The organism is Chitinophaga filiformis, assembly GCF_900102545.1.
Classification (GTDB): domain Bacteria; phylum Bacteroidota; class Bacteroidia; order Chitinophagales; family Chitinophagaceae; genus Chitinophaga; species Chitinophaga filiformis.
In genome coordinates this window covers 201,049-219,484 of the sequence record NZ_FNBN01000004.1, presented here as the reverse complement: position 1 = coordinate 219,484, position 18,436 = coordinate 201,049, and the positions used below count along the sequence as shown (strand labels likewise).

Annotated in this window: 13 protein-coding genes; 10 read left to right on the top strand and 3 right to left on the bottom strand. The window is 45.9% G+C overall.

Going from position 1 to position 18,436, the window contains the following annotated elements:
- Positions 1–164 precede the first annotated feature (164 nt).
- From BLR32_RS18705 to BLR32_RS18665, 9 genes are all read left to right on the top strand, one after another.
- Positions 165–1,559: an alpha/beta hydrolase-fold protein gene (locus BLR32_RS18705; protein WP_089834373.1), complete on the top strand. Its 1,395-nt coding sequence runs from the start codon at positions 165–167 to the stop codon at positions 1,557–1,559.
- Positions 1,560–1,563: 4 nt separating this feature from the next.
- On the top strand, positions 1,564–3,936 hold the full coding sequence (locus BLR32_RS18700) for an ABC transporter permease (RefSeq protein WP_089834372.1): 2,373 nt from the start codon (positions 1,564–1,566) through the stop codon (positions 3,934–3,936).
- A gap of 39 nt (positions 3,937–3,975) precedes the next feature.
- Positions 3,976–5,031: an NAD(P)/FAD-dependent oxidoreductase gene (locus BLR32_RS18695; protein WP_089834371.1), complete on the top strand. Its 1,056-nt coding sequence runs from the start codon at positions 3,976–3,978 to the stop codon at positions 5,029–5,031.
- Between the two features lie 86 nt (positions 5,032–5,117).
- On the top strand, positions 5,118–6,866 hold the full coding sequence (aspS, locus tag BLR32_RS18690) for an aspartate--tRNA ligase (RefSeq protein ID WP_089834370.1): 1,749 nt from the start codon (positions 5,118–5,120) through the stop codon (positions 6,864–6,866).
- A gap of 211 nt (positions 6,867–7,077) precedes the next feature.
- Positions 7,078–7,608 carry a glucosaminidase domain-containing protein gene (locus tag BLR32_RS18685; RefSeq protein WP_143011520.1) on the top strand — a complete coding sequence of 177 codons (531 nt, stop codon included), beginning with the start codon at positions 7,078–7,080 and terminating at the stop codon, positions 7,606–7,608.
- A gap of 44 nt (positions 7,609–7,652) precedes the next feature.
- Positions 7,653–9,074 (top strand): SGNH/GDSL hydrolase family protein, encoded by a 1,422-nt coding sequence (locus BLR32_RS18680; RefSeq protein WP_089834368.1) that lies wholly within the window; start codon positions 7,653–7,655, stop codon positions 9,072–9,074.
- On the top strand, positions 9,046–10,320 hold the full coding sequence (locus tag BLR32_RS18675) for a GDSL-type esterase/lipase family protein (protein ID WP_089834367.1): 1,275 nt from the start codon (positions 9,046–9,048) through the stop codon (positions 10,318–10,320). Before BLR32_RS18680 ends, BLR32_RS18675 begins: the two co-directional genes overlap by 29 nt.
- Positions 10,317–11,801, top strand: a complete 1,485-nt coding sequence (locus BLR32_RS18670) for an MBOAT family O-acyltransferase (protein ID WP_089834366.1) — start codon at positions 10,317–10,319, stop codon at positions 11,799–11,801. The genes BLR32_RS18675 and BLR32_RS18670 overlap by 4 nt, the downstream gene beginning before the upstream one ends.
- A 70-nt stretch (positions 11,802–11,871) precedes the next feature.
- A complete protein-coding gene (locus BLR32_RS18665) occupies positions 11,872–13,179 on the top strand; it encodes a porin (RefSeq protein WP_176842338.1) in 1,308 nt (435 codons plus the stop codon).
- A gap of 3 nt (positions 13,180–13,182) precedes the next feature.
- On the opposite strand, the gene BLR32_RS18660 is transcribed toward BLR32_RS18665, so the two are convergent.
- The 3 genes from BLR32_RS18660 to BLR32_RS18650 all read right to left on the bottom strand — a co-directional run bounded on the left by BLR32_RS18660 (position 13,183) and on the right by BLR32_RS18650 (position 15,983).
- Positions 13,183–14,229, bottom strand: a complete 1,047-nt coding sequence (locus BLR32_RS18660) for a sensor histidine kinase (protein ID WP_176842362.1) — start codon at positions 14,227–14,229, stop codon at positions 13,183–13,185.
- 152 nt (positions 14,230–14,381) lie between these two features.
- The gene (locus BLR32_RS18655) at positions 14,382–15,065 is read right to left on the bottom strand and encodes a response regulator transcription factor (protein ID WP_089834364.1); all 684 of its coding nucleotides are present in this window, start codon (positions 15,063–15,065) and stop codon (positions 14,382–14,384) included.
- Between the two features lie 171 nt (positions 15,066–15,236).
- A complete protein-coding gene (locus tag BLR32_RS18650) occupies positions 15,237–15,983 on the bottom strand; it encodes a DUF1003 domain-containing protein (protein ID WP_089834363.1) in 747 nt (248 codons plus the stop codon).
- A gap of 125 nt (positions 15,984–16,108) precedes the next feature.
- Between BLR32_RS18650 and BLR32_RS18645 the strand changes: the two genes are divergently transcribed.
- Positions 16,109–18,304, top strand: a complete 2,196-nt coding sequence (locus BLR32_RS18645; protein ID WP_089834362.1) for a hypothetical protein — start codon at positions 16,109–16,111, stop codon at positions 18,302–18,304.
- Positions 18,305–18,436: the final 132 nt, after the last annotated feature.

Below are 18,436 nucleotides of genomic sequence, written 5' to 3'. Positions count from 1 at the left end.
ATCAAAACCGGACACTCATATTCCCGGGATTCCTATTAAATGATTGATAACCAATAATGTGTTGACGTGGCATTCTTTTAGGATCATAATTGCACGAGTTACAAATACGGACAGTAATTAGTACATTTAATCCGTTATCTGTTTACTCCAAATTGCATCCATCTATGAAACATATTATTACCGCATTTCTCGTCCTTTCATTTTTGACTGCCTCTGCACAGGAGATTGTCAGGGATTCTATCTACTCCAATGTACTGAAAGAACAAAGGAAGATTGAAGTAGTGATGCCCGATAACTACAAACCGGGAGAAAGATTTGAAGTGACCTATGTGACGGATGGGGAGTGGAATACAAAGATAGTAGCGCAATTGCAGCGCTTCGCCCAGATCCAGTTCATGCCGCCGAACATTATTGTGAGCCTGCCGAACACTTATGTAAACAAAGACAACTATCGAGTAAGAGACTTTACACCTTACAAGATTCCGGATAATAAGTTAACCGGTGGAGCAGACGATTTTCTGTCATTCCTGAAAACTGAGCTGATCCCTTACATAGAAAAGAAATATCCCACTAAAGGATTTAGAACATACTATGGAGGCTCGCTGGGAGGTGTATTTGGGCTCTATACCTTTTTTAAAGAGCCGACCTTATTCCAGTCTTACTTGCTGGCAGATCCTGCTTTCTGGTGGGGGAATGGTTTCCTGATGAAAATGGCAGGAGACAGTTTACCATCCTTGCCTAATCCGGAGAGAACGTTATTGTTCACAGGAAGAGAGGGTCAGGCACTGAAGGGAATGGGCATCAAAGACATGGATTCCATCTTCCATGCAAAGGCGCCTGCAGCGTTGCATTGGAAGACTTTGGTTTATAGTGGAGAAACGCATAATTCTATGATCTTTAAAACGGTGTACGATGGATTAAAGTATACATATAACGGTTACATGACCAAGGAACTCAACTATCATCCAATGTCGGGTATTATCCTGAAAGACAAACCATTTAGCCTGTATTGTTTCCCTGAAGAGCATCTGGATGTGCATTATACAACAGACGGAACGGAACCTACGGCTGCATCACCGAAGTTGACAGCAGGGGAGACGAAAATTACCGTGCCTGTGCAACTGACTGTGAAAGTATTCACCGCAAGAGATGGATATGCACAAACAAAGAAAGGAACTTTTGTTGCAGGAGAGATGTGGCATGGAATAGATAAGCCAAAGAAGGTATTACCGGGTGGTTTGGATACACTGAATGGAAAGGTTACTGGCTTTATAGAACTAAAAGAACCGGGGTACTATATTTTCGGTATAGAGTCAGGGACGGATGCTACATTTTCACTGAACAAGCAGGTATTGATCGATTATAAAGCAAAGGCGGACGATGATGACGCTCAGTCTTATATCGTACCATTGGATAAGGGCTTTTATCAATTTGATATGACTTATAATGCTGCCGCGAAGATACCCAGCCTGATGTATTTAGGTCCCGGCAAGGAAGAACCAACGCCGATCCCTGCAGCGCTGCAATATCATACCGGAACAGGCAACCATAAAAAATAACAAGATGTTTAAGAGTTATCTGAAAGCGACGCTTCGCAATCTTTGGAAAAACAAGACCTACAGCTTCCTGAATATATTCGGCTTAGCTATAGGGATTGTTTGTGCAGGTGTGATCTTTTTATGGGTGGAAGACGAAGTTAATTTTGACAGCACATATGTGAAGAGAAATAGATTATACTCTTTGCAGGCGAACTGGAATTACGAGGGAAGTATTCGTACATTCTCCTCTACGCCGGGACTGGCAGGACCGGCTGTAAAAGATGAGATTCCGGGTATTGCGAATACCTGTCGTATGACGGATTTTGCTCCATCGTTGCTGTTCAACATAGGTGAGAAGTCGGTTTACGCAAGCGGCAGATATGCAGAGGCTTCACTTTTTGATATGTTTACTTTGCCCTTTGCAGAGGGAAATGCGAAGACCGCGTTTAAAGATCTGGATGCAATAGTGATCACTCAAAAGACTGCAAAGAAGTTTTTTGGTGATGATAAAAACATAGTAGGCAGAAGAGTCAAGGTAGATAATCAGCAGGAATATGTAATAAGTGGCGTATTGAAAGACCTGCCTGAAAATTCGACACTGCAGTTTGATTGGGTGCTGCCTTTCCAAATCTATTTTCAGCAGCGGAAAGAATCATTATCCGATTGGTTAAGTAATTCGCCTTACACATATGTAGAGCTGGAGCCTAATGCGGATCCGGCGGCAATTGATAAAAAGCTGTACAATTTTATACAGCAGAAAAATCCCCAGGCGATTAATCACCTGTTCCTGTTCAGTATGAATGACTGGCGCTTGCGCGGGAATTTTGAAAATGGGAAACAGGTTGGTGGACGTATCACTTATGTCCGCATGTTTTCTCTCATTGCATGGATCATTCTCTTAATAGCCTGTATCAACTTTATGAACCTGGCTACTGCGCGTAGCGAAAAACGGGCGCGTGAAGTAGGCGTGCGCAAAGTGATGGGGGCCGGCAAGAGTGGACTGATCGCACAGTTTATCGGAGAGGCGTTGCTGATGGCTATGTTTAGCTGCATACTGGCAGTGCTCGTTATCTGGATGGTATTGCCGGCAGCAAATGCATTGATGGGAAAGAACCTGACACTGGGATTACAGGAACCGGTACATATACTGGCATTGCTGGTGATCACGCTGATCTGTGGACTGGTAGCCGGAAGTTATCCTTCCTTATATCTCTCTTCATTTAATGCCGTAGCGGTGCTGAAAGGATTGAAAACAAAAACAGGAGGGGCCGCATTTATCCGGAAAGGCTTAGTAGTACTACAGTTCTCCATATCTATTATGCTGATCATTTGTACCGCGATCATCTATCAACAGATACAACATGTAAAAAGCAGGGACCTGGGGTTTAATAAAGAACATTTATTGAGTATAGATCTGAAAGCAAACATGCTGAATAATTTCAGCGCTATCAGGCAGGACCTGTTAAATACGGGAATGGTGGAAAATGTAGCCTTATCTGATCATCCAACTATTTATGGTGGTAATAACACCAGTTCATTGAAATGGCAGGGCAAACCGGAGAATAGTGATATACTGATCTCTACAAGACTGGCAAGTTCCGGGTTTATTCCTACTATGGGAATGCAGTTGATGGAGGGTAGGGATTTCAACGCGGCTAATACAGATTCACAGAGCGTTATTATCACGTCTTCCCTGGCCAAAATGATGGGGGCAGGAAGTGCGTTGGGGAAAAAGATTGAGGCGCCCACCAATGGTCCGACACTTTTCCTGACAGTTGTAGGGGTAGTGAAAGACTATGTGTACGGTGATATGTATGCTTCACCGGATCCTGTGATGTTCTATAATCTTACGCAGTTCGGGAACATTATGTACCTGCGTTTAAAGGGGACTGCTGATCCTGTAAAGGCTGTAGCTGCTATCGAAAAAGTAATTACCAAAGCGAACCCCGGCTATCCGTTTGAATATACTTTTGTTGATGACCAGTTTAATGATATGTTCCAGGCAGAGATGTTGGTGAACAGGTTATCAAGGGTATTTGCAGGACTTGCCATCATCATTTCCTGTCTCGGGTTATTTGGGCTGGCAGCTTATACAGCGGAACGCAGAACAAAGGAGATCGGTATCCGAAAAGTATTGGGCGCCAGTGTAGCGGGGATAACCGGCTTATTGTCCAGAGATTTCCTGCAACTGGTGATTATCTCCTGTGCAGTGGCTTTCCCGCTTGCATGGTGGGCGATGTCTTCCTGGTTGCAGCAATATGCTTACCGCGTGAGTATTCATTGGTGGATATTCCTGCTGGCAGGTATTGCCGCTGTAATGATATCATTGATCACGATCAGTTTCCAGTCTGTAAGAGCCGCATTGGCGAATCCTGTAAAGAGTCTTAAAGCGGAATAGGTAGCTGCAGAATGCTTTCTATCGTATTTTGCAGCCCAAATGAAAGTAGACTTTTTGATCATAGGGCAGGGCATTGCAGGTACCGTGTTAAGTTACACTTTGATGCAGGCAGGGCAGTCTGTGCTGGTCATGGATGAATATAAGCCCAATAGCGCGTCACGTATAGCGGCAGGAGTGATCAACCCTGTTTCCGGCCGCCGCTTTACGGTAGCCTGGCAATATGACCAGATCTATCCTGTGGCTGTGCAGGTATACCAGGGGCTGGAACAGTTGCTCGGAGTGCCGGTATTCAAGCCCAGGGATATCTATAATGTATTGCCCTCTGAGCAGTTGAAGGGGGCCTTTGTGGCGCGTACCACGGGATTATCCTATATGGAAGACCCCTCGGAAGAGAAGGTGAGTGCCTATGGGCAATGGCTGGACCAGCCCCATGGTGCGGCTATTGTAAAAGGCGCTACAGTATTGTTACACAACCTCCTGCCTGCCTGGAGAAATTATCTGAAGAGTCATAACAGCCTGCGGGAGGAGCGACTGGAATTGTCCGGTCTTGACATCGGCCCCGAAGGCGTCAGATATGCCGATATCAGCGCCCGTTACCTGATCTTTTGCGAAGGCGCCGCCATTGTGAATAACCCCTGGTTTAATTATATCCCATTCCTTTTAAATAAAGGGGAGGTACTACAGGTACAGATCCCCGGTTTCTCCACTCCGGATATTGTAAAAAGGAGCGTATCACTTGTGCCACAGGGTCCGGATACCTACTGGGTAGGGGCTACATTTGCCTGGGATTATCCCGATGAAGCTCCTACGGAGGAAAAACGGGAGGTGCTGGAAAAGGGCCTGCAGCAGCTATTGAAGGTTCCTTACCAGGTATTGGACCAGCTGGCAGCTGTACGGCCTTCGGGTACGGACCGTCGTCCGATAATGGGATTACACCCTCAATACCCCTCTCTGGGCATCTTTAACGGGTTGGGGACCAAAGGCACTTCTCTGGCTCCCGCCATGGCGGCCGAATTTGTCGCTCACGTTCTTCGAAACGAGCCACTGCAGGCAGATACAGATATTAAACGCTTTTTTAACAGGTACAGGGGGTAGAAATGCAGGCGGCAAAATGTATCTTTGCCGACCGTTTGGGCCTTGACCCCGGAGAACACAAAGGTTGAACTTTATAATATAAGTATATGTACAGAACGCACACTTGCGGCGAACTACGACTGGAGCATAAAGGCACACAGGTATCATTGTCTGGCTGGATCCAGGCAGTCAGGAAATTCGGAAGTATCACATTCGTGGATCTACGTGACCGTTATGGTGTTACGCAACTCCTGTTTGGAGAGTCTTTGAATCAGCAGCTGGATAATCAGCCGCTGGGCCGTGAGTTCGTTATACAGGTATCCGGTACTGTAACAGAACGTTCCAATAAGAACCCCAATATCCCTACTGGTGACATTGAGATCACTGTTGGGGAGTTTACCATATTAAACAGCGCCAAAACGCCTCCTTTCACCATTCAGGACGATACTGATGGTGGTGATGAGCTGCGTATGAAATACCGCTATCTCGACCTGCGCCGTAATATCGTGAAGCAGAACCTGGAACTGCGCTACCGCGTAAACCGGGCTGCCCGTAACTACCTGGATAGCAGGGGCTTTATGGATATAGAAACACCGTTTCTCATTAAGTCCACTCCCGAAGGCGCCCGTGACTTCGTGGTGCCCAGCCGTATGAATGCCAATGAGTTCTATGCGCTGCCTCAGTCTCCGCAGACTTTCAAACAGTTGCTCATGGTGAGTGGTTACGACAGGTATTACCAGATCGTAAAATGCTTCCGTGACGAGGACCTCCGCGCTGACCGCCAGCCGGAATTTACCCAGATAGACTGTGAAATGAGCTTTGTAGAGCAGGAAGATATCCTCAACACCTTCGAGGATATGCTGAAACATATCTTCCGGGAGATCAAGGGCATCACTTTCGATGGCAATTTCCCTCGTATGACCTGGGATGACGCGATGGAGTTCTATGGCAATGATAAGCCGGATATCCGCTTTGAAATGAAACTGGTAAACCTGAATGATACAGTTAAGGGGAACAACTTTAAAGTATTTGACGAGGCTGAGCTGGTGGTGGCTATCTGTGCGAAAGGCTGTGCTGATTATACCCGTAAGCAGCTGGATGAGCTGACTGACTGGGTAAAACGTCCGCAGATAGGTATGAGCGGTCTGATTTACGCCAGATATAATACTGATGGAACAATAAAAAGCTCTGTTGATAAGTTCTTTGATGAAGAGAAACTGAAAGGCTGGGCCGAAAAATGCCAGGCACAACCGGGCGACCTGATCCTGGTGCTGGCAGGTAAGGAAGAGCGTACCCGTAAGGCAATGAGTGAGTTACGCCTGGAAATGGGTGAGCGTCTGGGCCTGAGAGATAAGAATGTATTTAAACCATTGTGGGTGATCGACTTCCCGCTATTTGAGTATGCCGAGGATGAAAACCGTTGGGTAGCCCGTCACCATCCGTTTACTTCACCCAAACCGGAACATATCAGCTGGATGGCTGATCTGTCCAAATATGCAGACATCAAGGCAAATGCATACGATATAGTGCTGAATGGTACAGAAGTAGGTGGTGGATCCATCCGTATTTTCCAGCGCGACCTGCAGGAGAAAATGTTTGCTGCGCTGGGTATGACTCCGGAAGAGGCCAATCACAAATTCGGTTTCCTGCTGGGCGCTTTCGAATATGGAGCACCTCCGCACGGAGGCATCGCCTTTGGCTTCGACCGCCTCTGCTCGCTGCTGGGTGGTAGTGAAACAATCCGTGATTTTATCGCCTTCCCTAAGAACAATTCCGGCCGCGACGTCATGCTGGACGCGCCTAGCGCCATCGATCAGGCTCAGCTGAATGAGCTGAAGATCGGTCTGGTGAAATAGATTGGCACGGACTTTGTTTAAATGGGTGGCAAAATAAAACTGAATCCCCCTTGATGCTGCAAAAAACGGTGTCAAGGGGGATTGGTGCAAACTAAGGAACGCATATAATTAACAGGAATTAAAGAAGGAATAGATTAGTAAATTTTAATAAGTTATAGTCATATTGTACAATTATTTCAACTATATTGCCGGTACAAAAAAACATTCTGCCATGACATCTAAGAAAATGTTTCGCGGGAGATGGTTTTGTGCTTTGCTGGGTATACTTTTGCTTATCAGTAGTACCGCTTTTTCACAACGTTACGCCACTAACTATGTGAATAAATACAAGCCGGTTGCTATGCGCATCATGAATGAGAAAGGTATCCCTGCAAGTGTAATATTGGGAATTGCGATGCTGGAATCGGGGATGGGGACGAGTAAGAATGCAAAATTGTTGTATAACCATTTTGGAATTGTGGGACGTAATAGTCTCCACAAGAAAAAAGGAGTAGCCTATCGCTCACGGTATAAAGAGTTCGCCAACGCAGAGGCTTCATTTAACTACTTTGCCAACATGGTAACCCGCAAAAAATGGTTCCCTAAAATGAAGGGAAACGTTGAATACAAACTCTGGCTCAAACACATGAACACTGCCGGGTATTCCTCTGCAGGACATGAATGGGTGAAAAGAGTAACCAGCATGATTAATCGCTATAAATTATACAAACTGGATGAGCAAATGGCATATACCGGAGGTTAATTTATAGTCTGTAGTTTTATACGAACAAATCAGATTCAGCATTTATGTCCGGCAAAAACAAATCTGCCTATCCCTTTTACATTATCGCGGGGACTTTAATATGCCTGGTGGCATTGTCACTGGTAAAAAACAGCTTCTCGTTCAATGATTTTACAACCCGTCCCCTTGATCTTTTAGCTGATGTAAGAAAAGATGCCCCTGAAGATATTGGTACTGACAGCGCCCTGATCGCAGCTGATTTACCAGAAGATACTACCAATACAGCTGCCGTTGATTCCCTGGGAGCAGAGATGCCGGTAATACCAGACCCTGATCACTTACACAATTTTGCTACTTATACAGGGATTATCAATTACCTCCCTCCGCTAGGGGCTGACACCACTGTAAGGGCAGGTCTGCAGCACTTCCTCCTGGCGCTCGATGAGTTGAAAGCGAGGAAAAGAAAGAAAGTACGTATCGCCTACTTTGGCGACTCCATGATAGAAGGAGACCTGATCACCGAAGATCTGCGGGATAGCCTGCAGCATCTCTTTGGCGGAGAAGGCGTGGGGTTTGTGCCTGTTACCTCTGTAGTGGCCGGATTCCGGACTACTATCACACATACTTTTTCTAAAGACTGGAAAGATTATAGCTATAAGCAATTACCGCCTTCCAATCTTTATCTGGGTATCTCCGGTCACACTTTTGTACCGGGCGAGTCCAGCTGGATCAAGTATATGCCTGTTAAAAAACGTGGCCTGAGCAGGTTTACAGGAGTGAGTGTGCTGTATGGTCCTGTTTCTTCCGGCAATATTTCTGTAAATAATAAAGCATATGCGCTTTCCGGTAATCGCGCTGTTAATAAGCTGTCCCTTCAGATGGACTCTGCTCAGCAGGTCATGATCAAGTGGGCTGGTGGTACCGCAGCGCCATTTTACGGTGTGTGTTTTGAAGGAGACAGTGGCGTATATGTAGATAACTATTCATTCCGCGGTATCAGCGGAATTGAGCTCGGTAAGCTGTCTGGCCAGCTGTTGCAGCAGATGCAGTCTGAACATCCCTATGACCTGATCGTATTGCATTATGGCGCAAATGTGTTGTGGAAGCCCGAACTGACCGACTATAAATGGTATGGAAGTCCAATGAAGAAAGTGCTGGACTCCCTCCGTAATGACCTGCCAAATGCTTCATTCCTCGTAATAAGTACAGCCGATAAATCATACAAAAAAAGTGGGAATTATGTCACCGCACCAGGTGTGACCGCATTGCTGAAGGTACAGCATGAACTGGCCAAAGAACATGGCGCAGCTTACTGGAACCTGTATGCTGCCATGGGTGGAGAGAACTCCATGATCCGTTGGGTAGAGGGAGATCCGGTGCTGGCAAATAAGGACTACACTCATTTTAACAGACAGGGAGCGGCCAGGGTGGGAGCGCTGCTGTATAAAGCGATGATGGATGAATATAAGCAGTTGGAACACGAGTAAGAAAGTAATTATCAGTTTATTTACGGGAGTATTGACCACCATCAGCAGTATGGCTGTGGGGCAAAACAACGGCATAGCACAGGATACAGCATTGTACCGTTTCTTTGCTGCGCTGCGTAAGTCTGATAGTAATGTTATATCCGTTTTACATCTGGGAGATTCTCATATACAGGCGGGTTTTTTTCCATTCACTACAGCCTTCTTCCTGCAACAGGATTTTGGAAGCGCCGGCAGAGGATGGGTATTCCCCTATAATCTCGCTAATACGAATGGGCCTTCAGACTATCGCTGGAACAGTACCAGCAGATGGGATGCAGATAGGATCATTGACAGGAATAAATCTACGGACGTACTGGGACCGGGTGCAATAGTGCTCACTTCCAGGAATGATGCGCCCACACTGGCATTCAATGGCCGGCAGGACGATGAGCGGATGGATAACAATGTGCGTCAGGCAGAATTATTCTATGATCCGGGTACTGACGATTCTACCATTAGCGTGCCGGGAGCCGGAGTGGATATTTCTACCGCTCCCTTCGAAGGTGGCGCCACTACCCTAAGAAAAGCATCGCTGACGTTTGCAGCGCCTGTTCAGACCTTCCAGGTAAGATGGGACAGGCAGAATGCACAGCCTTTCCGGTTTTATGGAGCGCTGCTGCAAAACGGAGAAAATGGGATCCTTTACAGCGCTGTAGGTATCAATGGGGCCATGTACCAGCATTATAATGAGAACAACAGCACATTGATAGCAGAAATGGAAGTGATGCAACCACAACTGGTGATCATTTCTCTTGGTACTAATGAAGCATATGGCAGTCTGAGCGCATCGGCATTCCGTGAGCAGATCGACGAGGCAGTGAAGATGATCAGGAGGTATCAGCCTAAGGCGTCTATCGTGCTGACAACGCCGCCCGAGTGTAAGCGTGTGAGCAAACGGCCGTACAGAAGAAAAGTGGGGAAGAAATACAAAACCTATTACCGTACAGCATATTATCCTAATCCTTACATAGCTGTTGTCACCCAGCAGATCATGAGTTACTGCCGGGAAAATGGGATAGCCTGCTGGAATTTTAATGGAGTGAATAAGGCCATGGCAAAAAACTTTGCCAGTGGATGGTCCGGAGATCATATCCATTTCAATGCAAGAGGTTATCAGTTGCAGGGAAAACTGTTGTATGAGGCATTGCGTAATAGCTATGATAAATTTTTAAAAGTAGAAAAGACCCATAAAAATCAAGCTGAATGATTGACGTGAATAAGCTGCTGGAGATCTTACTATACCAGAAAGATGATCCTATACTGTTCAACAGCGCTTTTTTCTTTTATTTCTTTGCCTTCTTCCTGTTATGCTATCTGGCTGTGGGCCGGAGTAAGGAGGGCAGGGTATGGGTATTTACCATCTTCTCACTTTACTTTTTCTATAAGGCCTGCGGTATGTATGTGGGATTGGTTATTCTTTCGGCTATCGTCGATTTTAACCTGTCCAGGTACATCTATGATTCGGAGAGTAAGCGGCAACAGAAAGGATTGCTGATCATCAGTATTATTCTCAACCTGGGATTGCTGTTCTTCTTCAAATACACCGACTTCTTCATCGGTATCATCAATGACCTGCACCTGGGTAAGGTAGAGCCGTTGAAACTGCTCCTGCCTATAGGAATTTCATTTTATACTTTCGAGAACCTCAGCTATACCATTGACGTGTACAGGCGGGAAATAAAGCCGGTAGACAATTTTATGGACTACCTGTTCTTCCTGTCTTTCTTTCCGAAGCTGATGATGGGGCCTATTGTGAGGGCAGCTGACTTCATTCCGCAGATCTCACAGCCTTATGTGCTCGATTCCGAAGATATTGGTAAAGGCATGTACCTGATCATAGGAGGGTTGTTCAAGAAAGTGGTGATCTCTGACTTCATTAACCAGAACTTCGTTCAGTATATTTTTGATGATCCGTCCAAACACACCGGGCTGGAATGCCTGTTGGGAGTGTACGGCTATGCCCTGATCATTTACTGCGACTTCTCCGGTTATTCTGATATGGCACTGGGTATAGCCCGGTGGACCGGTTTCAAGATTCCGCCAAACTTTGATTCTCCTTACCAGAGCTTCAGTATCACAGAATTCTGGCGCCGCTGGCATATTTCACTCTCTTCCTGGTTGAGAGATTACCTGTACATCCCATTGGGTGGTAACCGTAAAGGCAAGGTGCGCCAGTACATCAACCTGGGGCTGACCATGCTGATAGGTGGTTTCTGGCACGGCGCCAGCTGGAATTTCATCTTCTGGGGCGCTATGCATGGAAGTGCGCTGGCGGTAGATAAAGTAAGGCTGGACTGGCTAAAGAAACGTGGAGGTGGCGTAAGCGGCTGGGCAGGCACATTACTGAAAATAGGAGGTATTCTGCTTACTTTCCATTTTGTATGTTTCTGCTGGGTGTTCTTTAAGGCCACTACTTTCCAGGACTCATGGGCGCTGTTGCACCAGGTGGTATACGACTTCCAGCCTGGAGTATGGCTGGAACTGTATAATGGTTATACGGCGGTATTCTGGGTAATGCTGTTGGGCTTTGTCCTGCATTTCCTTCCGAAACGTGCGGAACAGTTCACAGAGCATGCTTTGTCCCGTGTTCCGGTAGCGGGTAGCGTCGTAGTCATGGTGGTGTTCATCTGGTTATTGGTACAGGTGAAGTCTTCTCAACCAATGATGCCTATTTATCTACAGTTTTAGACTGTTATCTTTTTGTTATCATTCTTTTTCCGTTGTTTTGCGCAAAATTTCCTGAATGCGATTTAAACATATGGCAATCATTTGCTTGCCTTTGTTATTTTCCGGTATTGCCAAAGCACAGTTTCTGATGGATATGATAGATACCACTACCAGTGTAGGGAAGGGTATGTTTTCATTGTATCAGAAATACGACGCTGTGCGTTTCAGCGGTTATATTCAGCCTCAGTTTCAGTATGCGTCATCAAAAGGCATAAAAAGTTATGCCGGTGGCGATTTCCCGTCGGAAGTGGATAACAGGTTCACTTTGCGCCGTGGCCGCTTTCGTCTCGATTATGCCCGGTATGACGAAGCACATATGCCGGTAGTACAGTTTGCCTTTCAATTTGACGGTACGGAAAGAGGGGTATTTATCCGTGACTTCTTCGGCCGCATTTTCGAGAATAAGTGGGATGTCTTTTCCCTGACCGCGGGGATGTTCGCCCGTCCGATCAGTTATGAGGTCAATTTATCTTCAGGCGATCGTGAAACACCGGAACGTGGACGCATGTCGCAGATCCTGATGAAGACGGAGCGTGATATAGGCGCTATGGTCTCTTTTGAACCCCGCCGTTCCAATCATCCTTTAAAGTTCCTGAAAATAGATGCAGGCCTGTTTAACGGACAGGGCCTGACAGCTACCAGCGATTTCGACAGCCATAAAGACTTTATTACCCGTGTAGCAGTAAAACCCATTAAACTGAACAGCAGGAACTGGCGCTTGTCAGGAGCAGTGTCTATGCTATACGGTGGAATGGAGCAGTTTACCCGGTATATTTATAAAATGGGACAAAGCGCAGGTAAGCCGGCCTATTATGTCGATTCTTCGGTAACTAATCAGGGGAAGATTGCACCTCGTCATTACTATGGAGCAGACGTTCAATTCAGGATACCTGACGGGGAAAACAAAGGCGCTACAGAGATCAGGCTGGAATACCTGCGTGGTTCTCAAACAGCGACAGCATCGAGTACTGAAACGCCCGGTACTATACCAGTGAGTGGCGGTGTGAATGCCCCCCTGTATATCAGGAATTTTGACGGAGCTTATCTGTATCTTTTACAGAACCTGGGCGATCCAATGAACCTGATAGTAGTGAAATATGATTGGTACGATCCTAATAAGAAAGTAAAAGGGAAGGAAATAGGCGCTGCTAATAGTGGAACGACACCTGCAGACATCCGGTATAATACCCTCGGCGTCGGCTTTGTGCATTATTTCAATGCCAATATGAAGGTGATGTTGTACTACGACCTGGTTAAAAACGAATCTACTTCCCTGGAAGGGTACGAGAAAGACCTGCCGGACAATGTATTCACCTGCAGGCTCCAATACCGTTTTTAGCGCTTATTCGCCGGATTCCAGGGTAAAGCCGAAGGTAGAGCCTATCTCCGGTTTACTACGGATATTGATGGTCTGACCGTGTGCTTCCACGATGTGTTTTACAATCGCCAGTCCCAGACCAGTACCGCCTATATCCCGGCTACGGGCTCTGTCGGTACGGTAAAAGCGTTCAAATACTCGGGGAAGATGTTCTTCTGCGATACCAATACCATCATCTGATATTTCGATCAGTACGCGTTTGTCATCCATGATGTAAATACTGGCTACGGTATGTCCGTCAGGACGGCCATACTTAATGGAGTTGTCTACAAGATTGATCAGCACCTGTCTTACCTTTTCCTTATCAGCCAGTACGTGAATAGGCGCTTCGCAGCCTTTCTTCACACTGAACTTGATGCCTTTGGTATTGGCTTTAAGGGACAGCGTGTCAAACACATCCCTGATAAGGTCCTGGATAACAAAGTTTTCACCGTTAATGGTCATTTCTCCGCTTTCCAGCTTGGATATTTCATCCAGGTCATCAATCAGGCGGCAAAGCCTGTCAATGTTCTTGGTAGCATTTTTCAGGAAAATCTTGTTGACGTTCGGGTCTTCCAGTGCCCCGTCGAGAAGGGTATGAATATATCCCTGTACGGCGAAGATGGGCGTTTTCAGTTCATGGCTGAGATTCAGGAGGAACTCCTTACGGAACTCTTCATTGCGGCGCAGCATGTCCAGCTCTTCCTTCTTCTGGCTGGCCCATTTTTCCACATCTTCACTTACCTCTTCGATGGTCTTCAGCGGCAGGATGTTCTTATTGAAGAACTCTTCCCGTTTGGAGGCCTTGGTCTGGTAAATGAATTTGTAAATGAGTTTTATTTTCCTGTAAATGAAGTTCTGTAGCGTATACAGATACAGGTAATACGACACCAGGAAGGTGAGTACAAACGCAATCAGCACTATTTTCCAGTGAGCATTTATCACGAGGGTGCCCAGTGTGATAATAACTGAAAGTATGAGGGCAGTAAATCCTGCCAGTTTTTGTGGAGAAAGATTCTTGGCTTTAAACATACTCCATAGTGAGTAATCGTTATAATAGCGGGAAATTAAACCAATTTTTTCACTTGACATAAAACACAAAGCTCGATATACGCAATGCCCGGTTGCGCATCTCTGAGTAGAAGAAATAATGGTTAAATGGTAAGTGGGTGAGCTGGTGCAGTTTACATCTCGAACTTATAGCCCACACCTTTCACTGTAGTAATGAGGTCAATACCTATTTTCTGGCGTATTTTACGGATGTGTACGTCGATAGTACGGTCGCCAACAATTACTTCTGTACCCCATACCTGGTTCAGGATCTCATTGCGGAGAAATACACGGCCAGGTTTTGACGCCAGCAGCTGCAATAGTTCGAACTCTTTTTTCGCCAGGATAATTTCCTGGCCTTTGTATGTTACTGTGAATTTTTCACGATCGATGATCAGATCGCCCAGCTGTACCTGCATATCTTCAGGTTTGTGCAGGCGGCGGAAAAGCGCGTTGATACGGCTTACCAGCAATTTTGGTTTGATAGGTTTTGCGATATAGTCGTCAGCACCCATGTTCAAACCATCTATCTCTGATTTTTCATCATTCAGTGCAGTGAGGAACAGCACCATAGTATCTTTAAATTCAGGGATCTTTCTGATCTCGCGACAGGTATCAATACCGTTTTTATTCGGCATCATGATATCCAGCATGATAAGGTCGGGGCGGAACACCTTTGCTTTCTGAACAGCTTCACTGCCATCTTTTGCCGTGATTGTATCATATCCGGCTGATTTGAGATTATAGCTGATGATTTCCAGAATATCAATTTCATCGTCCACCACCAAGATTTTACCTGCAACCACTTGGTCTATCATATATATTGACTTTTTAAAGACGGCACAAAATTATAACGCCGTCTCCGCTATTAATGAAAAGTTAACATTATCTAATTGTTAATTCGGACAGAATGCGCAACTGTAAAGGAATGCCGGTCCTCAAATTTACGCTTTTTTTTACTGGTGGCTGCAGATGCGATAATACTATTATTATTGAGAGTCGCCATTCGTATGTTTGTGATTATTAGTGCTTCCGGCAATCTTTTTTAGTGCCTGATTTACTTCATTGAGCATTTCAAGCTGGGTTTGTTGTATTTCCATCATATCCTGCTGCTGGTGTAGAATGAGGTGGTCTATTTTTTCGTGCAGGATCCTTACCTCCAGCTCAGATTTCAGGTTGATCATGTAGTCATTTTTGGCCCGCTGCCGGTCTTTTTCCTCCTGTCTGTTCTGGCTCATCATGATGACCGGAGCCTGTAGGGCTGCGAGACAGGATAGAATGAGGTTCAGCAGGATAAACGGATAGGGGTCAAAGGCTTTGTTTGCCAGCCAGTATACGTTAATGCCCATCCAGATCAGGATGAACAGCAGGAACATGATGATGAAGGTCCAGCTGCCGCCAAAAGAGGCGATTTTATCCGCCAGGCGTTGTCCAAAGGTAAAAGCGGCGGGATTATCGCCATCCTGGAGTTTATCGGTGAGCGTTTCATGCTCTTTGAGCTTTTCCAGGACCATCTTTTCCATTTCCGTCAGTTCCCCGATTTCTCTGGCAAACAGGTGCTCCAGGTACTTTTGCCGGTATTCGTTCAGCTCTGAAACGGCCAGGTGGGATTTGGTGGTGACATGCGGGTGATCTTTGCGGACCAGCTCCAGGATGTTTTTGCTGACGCTTCGGCAGTGTACTTTCTCTGAAGTCGGGAATGGTTTTCCCGACATATCGCTAATAAAGGTTTGCATATGGAACTCGCTGTTTTGCAGGCTTAAAAGTACGCTTAATAGGTCGGAAATGCGGAGCTGTGGTATTTTGGTAGTAAATTTGCTATACTGGCTTTAGTATGTCAGAGTAAAGCATATTTATATTAATGAAAAGAATTATAACTATTATCTTGTTACTGGTCTCCCTACAGGACCCGCTTCATGCCCAAGCGCAAAAAGTTGAAATACCTATCGGAAGAATTGGTTTCCACGATAATATTGACAAAGAGCAGGCGGCTGCCCTGAAATTTGATGGTAAGGCAGATGACCTGGTACGCGTATCAGACGATCAGACTATCAATCTGCAGGTCACCAATGCACTGATTAAACAGATAGACGATATGCAGACCCAGATTGAGCTGGATTCTGCGCTGGATCACCGTTTGAAGATCAAATATCTTTCAGGCCTGTATGTGATGATCCATGACTACAATATCAAGCGTAACTACCGCAGGATAGCGCCGGAAGAAGCGCCAGCCATGGTGCAGGCTTACCGCGATATGATGAAGGCCGATATTAAGGGTGCCAGCATTCTGCCTTATATACAGAACCTGTCTTTCGACGCTGGAGAAAAGATGATAGAGCCTTTCCACGATAATCCAGGCTATAAGGAGGCCCGTGGGGTGTTATTTGCAAAATATGCCTTCAATAATCTTCCGACGGTAATGTCGCAGATAGGCAATTACCTGGAATATCCGGCTACAGATTCGATAATAGCAGCAGTTGCAAGGAAATACCCTAACCAGGTACTGACTTATGCAACTTCCTATACGCCGGTTGCCACTGCCATAAAAAAGAACCAGGATCCGATCGTGCAGCTGATCGTTCAGATAGGTAATTCAGGGCAATCTACCCTGATACTGCCATTCATTGATGAACTGATGGCCGGGACTACTACAGTGGAAAAATTGTCTGCCATTACCGACAATGAAGACCTGTACTTCAAACAACTGGTGAAAAGCGCTATTGCGTTGCAAAGCCGTAAGAATAACGGGGAGAATGTTATCGGTCTGAAAGCGATGCTGGAAAACCTGCAGGCCCGTTCGCTGCGTTACATCCGCGAGATAAACGATCTGCACGAAGAACCGGCAAATGTACGTTTCCGTGTAGTAAAAGACTTTACACCTGAAGAGCTCTATTACCTGATCATAAATGGCCAGGAAGAACTATACACATCCAGTTATACCAATCACAATAATGCAGGTATCTATGACCAGATGATGGCGCGTATGAAACCGCCGCGCGGAGACAGCTTGCTGATGCTGGTGGAGTTTGACAGGTTCAAGAAGTTCATCGCGATGGCGGCTGGTTTCAATACCCTGGATAACTTCCTGAAATCCATGGCTCCTGAGAATGCTAACTACCTTATGAAGAAATATGTGAGCAGCCTGGAAAAGACGGAAGACCTCGAAGATGCGGTGGATGTAGCCAACTCTTTCGGCAGCATCCGCGATCCGAAACTGTTAGCCTTCCTGCGCGAAGAAGTACAGAAGAATTACGTTTTTGTATCCCGCAAAAAAGAGAGAAGAGGTACTGTGATCTACCAGTTGCTGGGAAGCCTGTTTGATACGGAAACGGATAAAGGCAGCGACTCATCGAAAGCCAGTGAGATGGCTGCAAAACTGCAGTTGCCGCCTATTAACTTCGTAACTTATAATGCGTTGCTGAGTGACAGTGGTATGGTGTACCAGCAGGTGTTCTTCTATGGAGACAAGGATGGCCACGATTCTTATGTAAGCTTTATGAGCAACTTCCCTTCAAGTGAGTGGAAGATCAGCAAGAATAAGTACTGGACGACCATCCAGTCTACCAAAGGCAAACCGGTGACCATCTACGCGAACCTTCCGCTGGAAGAGCCGGCAGATAAGGAGGCTATTCAGAAACTGAGTGAATACCTGGATGAGAACGATATTCACCCGACCGTCTTTATTCACCGTGGTCATAGTTATCATGTGAATACAACGCTGGACAATCTGCAGAGTTCAGCCAAGATTGTGGTATTAGGATCCTGTGGTGGTTATCATAACCTGGCCATTGTATTGCAGAAATCGCCGGAAGCGCATATCATTTCTTCCAAACAGGTGGGAACACGCTTCGTTAATGAGCCGATTATCCGCACTCTGGATGAAACCATCCGCAGCGGTAAAAATGTAGACTGGGTACAGATGTGGGCTGCCCTGGGCAAACGCTTTGCAGGAGATGCGCGCAATAAGGAGCTGTTCAGCGACTATGTGCCGCCGCATAAGAACCTGGGCGCTATATTTATCAAGGCCTACAAACAGATCATGAAAGAGGATAAGTAAACGAATGATGAAATAAAGAAAAAGCCCTCCGGCAATATTGCCGGAGGGCTTTTTCTTTATACTTTTGTACAGTGGAAAATACAGCGGTCAAGAAGGTTTTTGATATTAGCTTATTAAGGAGGATATTCACTT

What these genes read in the sequence shown, in the direction of transcription:
- BLR32_RS18670 (WP_089834366.1), top strand. Translation starts at nt 10,317, where the DNA reads ATGATTGACGTGAATAAGCTGCTGGAGATCTTACTATACCAGAAAGAT.
- BLR32_RS18675 (WP_089834367.1), top strand. Translation starts at nt 9,046, where the DNA reads ATGAATATAAGCAGTTGGAACACGAGTAAGAAAGTAATTATCAGTTTA.
- aspS (WP_089834370.1), top strand. Translation starts at nt 5,118, where the DNA reads ATGTACAGAACGCACACTTGCGGCGAACTACGACTGGAGCATAAAGGC.
- BLR32_RS18645 (WP_089834362.1), top strand. Translation starts at nt 16,109, where the DNA reads ATGAAAAGAATTATAACTATTATCTTGTTACTGGTCTCCCTACAGGAC.
- BLR32_RS18695 (WP_089834371.1), top strand. Translation starts at nt 3,976, where the DNA reads ATGAAAGTAGACTTTTTGATCATAGGGCAGGGCATTGCAGGTACCGTG.
- BLR32_RS18655 (WP_089834364.1), bottom strand. Translation starts at nt 15,065, where the DNA reads ATGATAGACCAAGTGGTTGCAGGTAAAATCTTGGTGGTGGACGATGAA.
- BLR32_RS18665 (WP_176842338.1), top strand. Translation starts at nt 11,872, where the DNA reads ATGGCAATCATTTGCTTGCCTTTGTTATTTTCCGGTATTGCCAAAGCA.
- BLR32_RS18700 (WP_089834372.1), top strand. Translation starts at nt 1,564, where the DNA reads ATGTTTAAGAGTTATCTGAAAGCGACGCTTCGCAATCTTTGGAAAAAC.
- BLR32_RS18660 (WP_176842362.1), bottom strand. Translation starts at nt 14,229, where the DNA reads ATGTTTAAAGCCAAGAATCTTTCTCCACAAAAACTGGCAGGATTTACT.
- BLR32_RS18680 (WP_089834368.1), top strand. Translation starts at nt 7,653, where the DNA reads ATGTCCGGCAAAAACAAATCTGCCTATCCCTTTTACATTATCGCGGGG.
- BLR32_RS18705 (WP_089834373.1), top strand. Translation starts at nt 165, where the DNA reads ATGAAACATATTATTACCGCATTTCTCGTCCTTTCATTTTTGACTGCC.
- BLR32_RS18685 (WP_143011520.1), top strand. Translation starts at nt 7,078, where the DNA reads ATGACATCTAAGAAAATGTTTCGCGGGAGATGGTTTTGTGCTTTGCTG.
- BLR32_RS18650 (WP_089834363.1), bottom strand. Translation starts at nt 15,983, where the DNA reads ATGCAAACCTTTATTAGCGATATGTCGGGAAAACCATTCCCGACTTCA.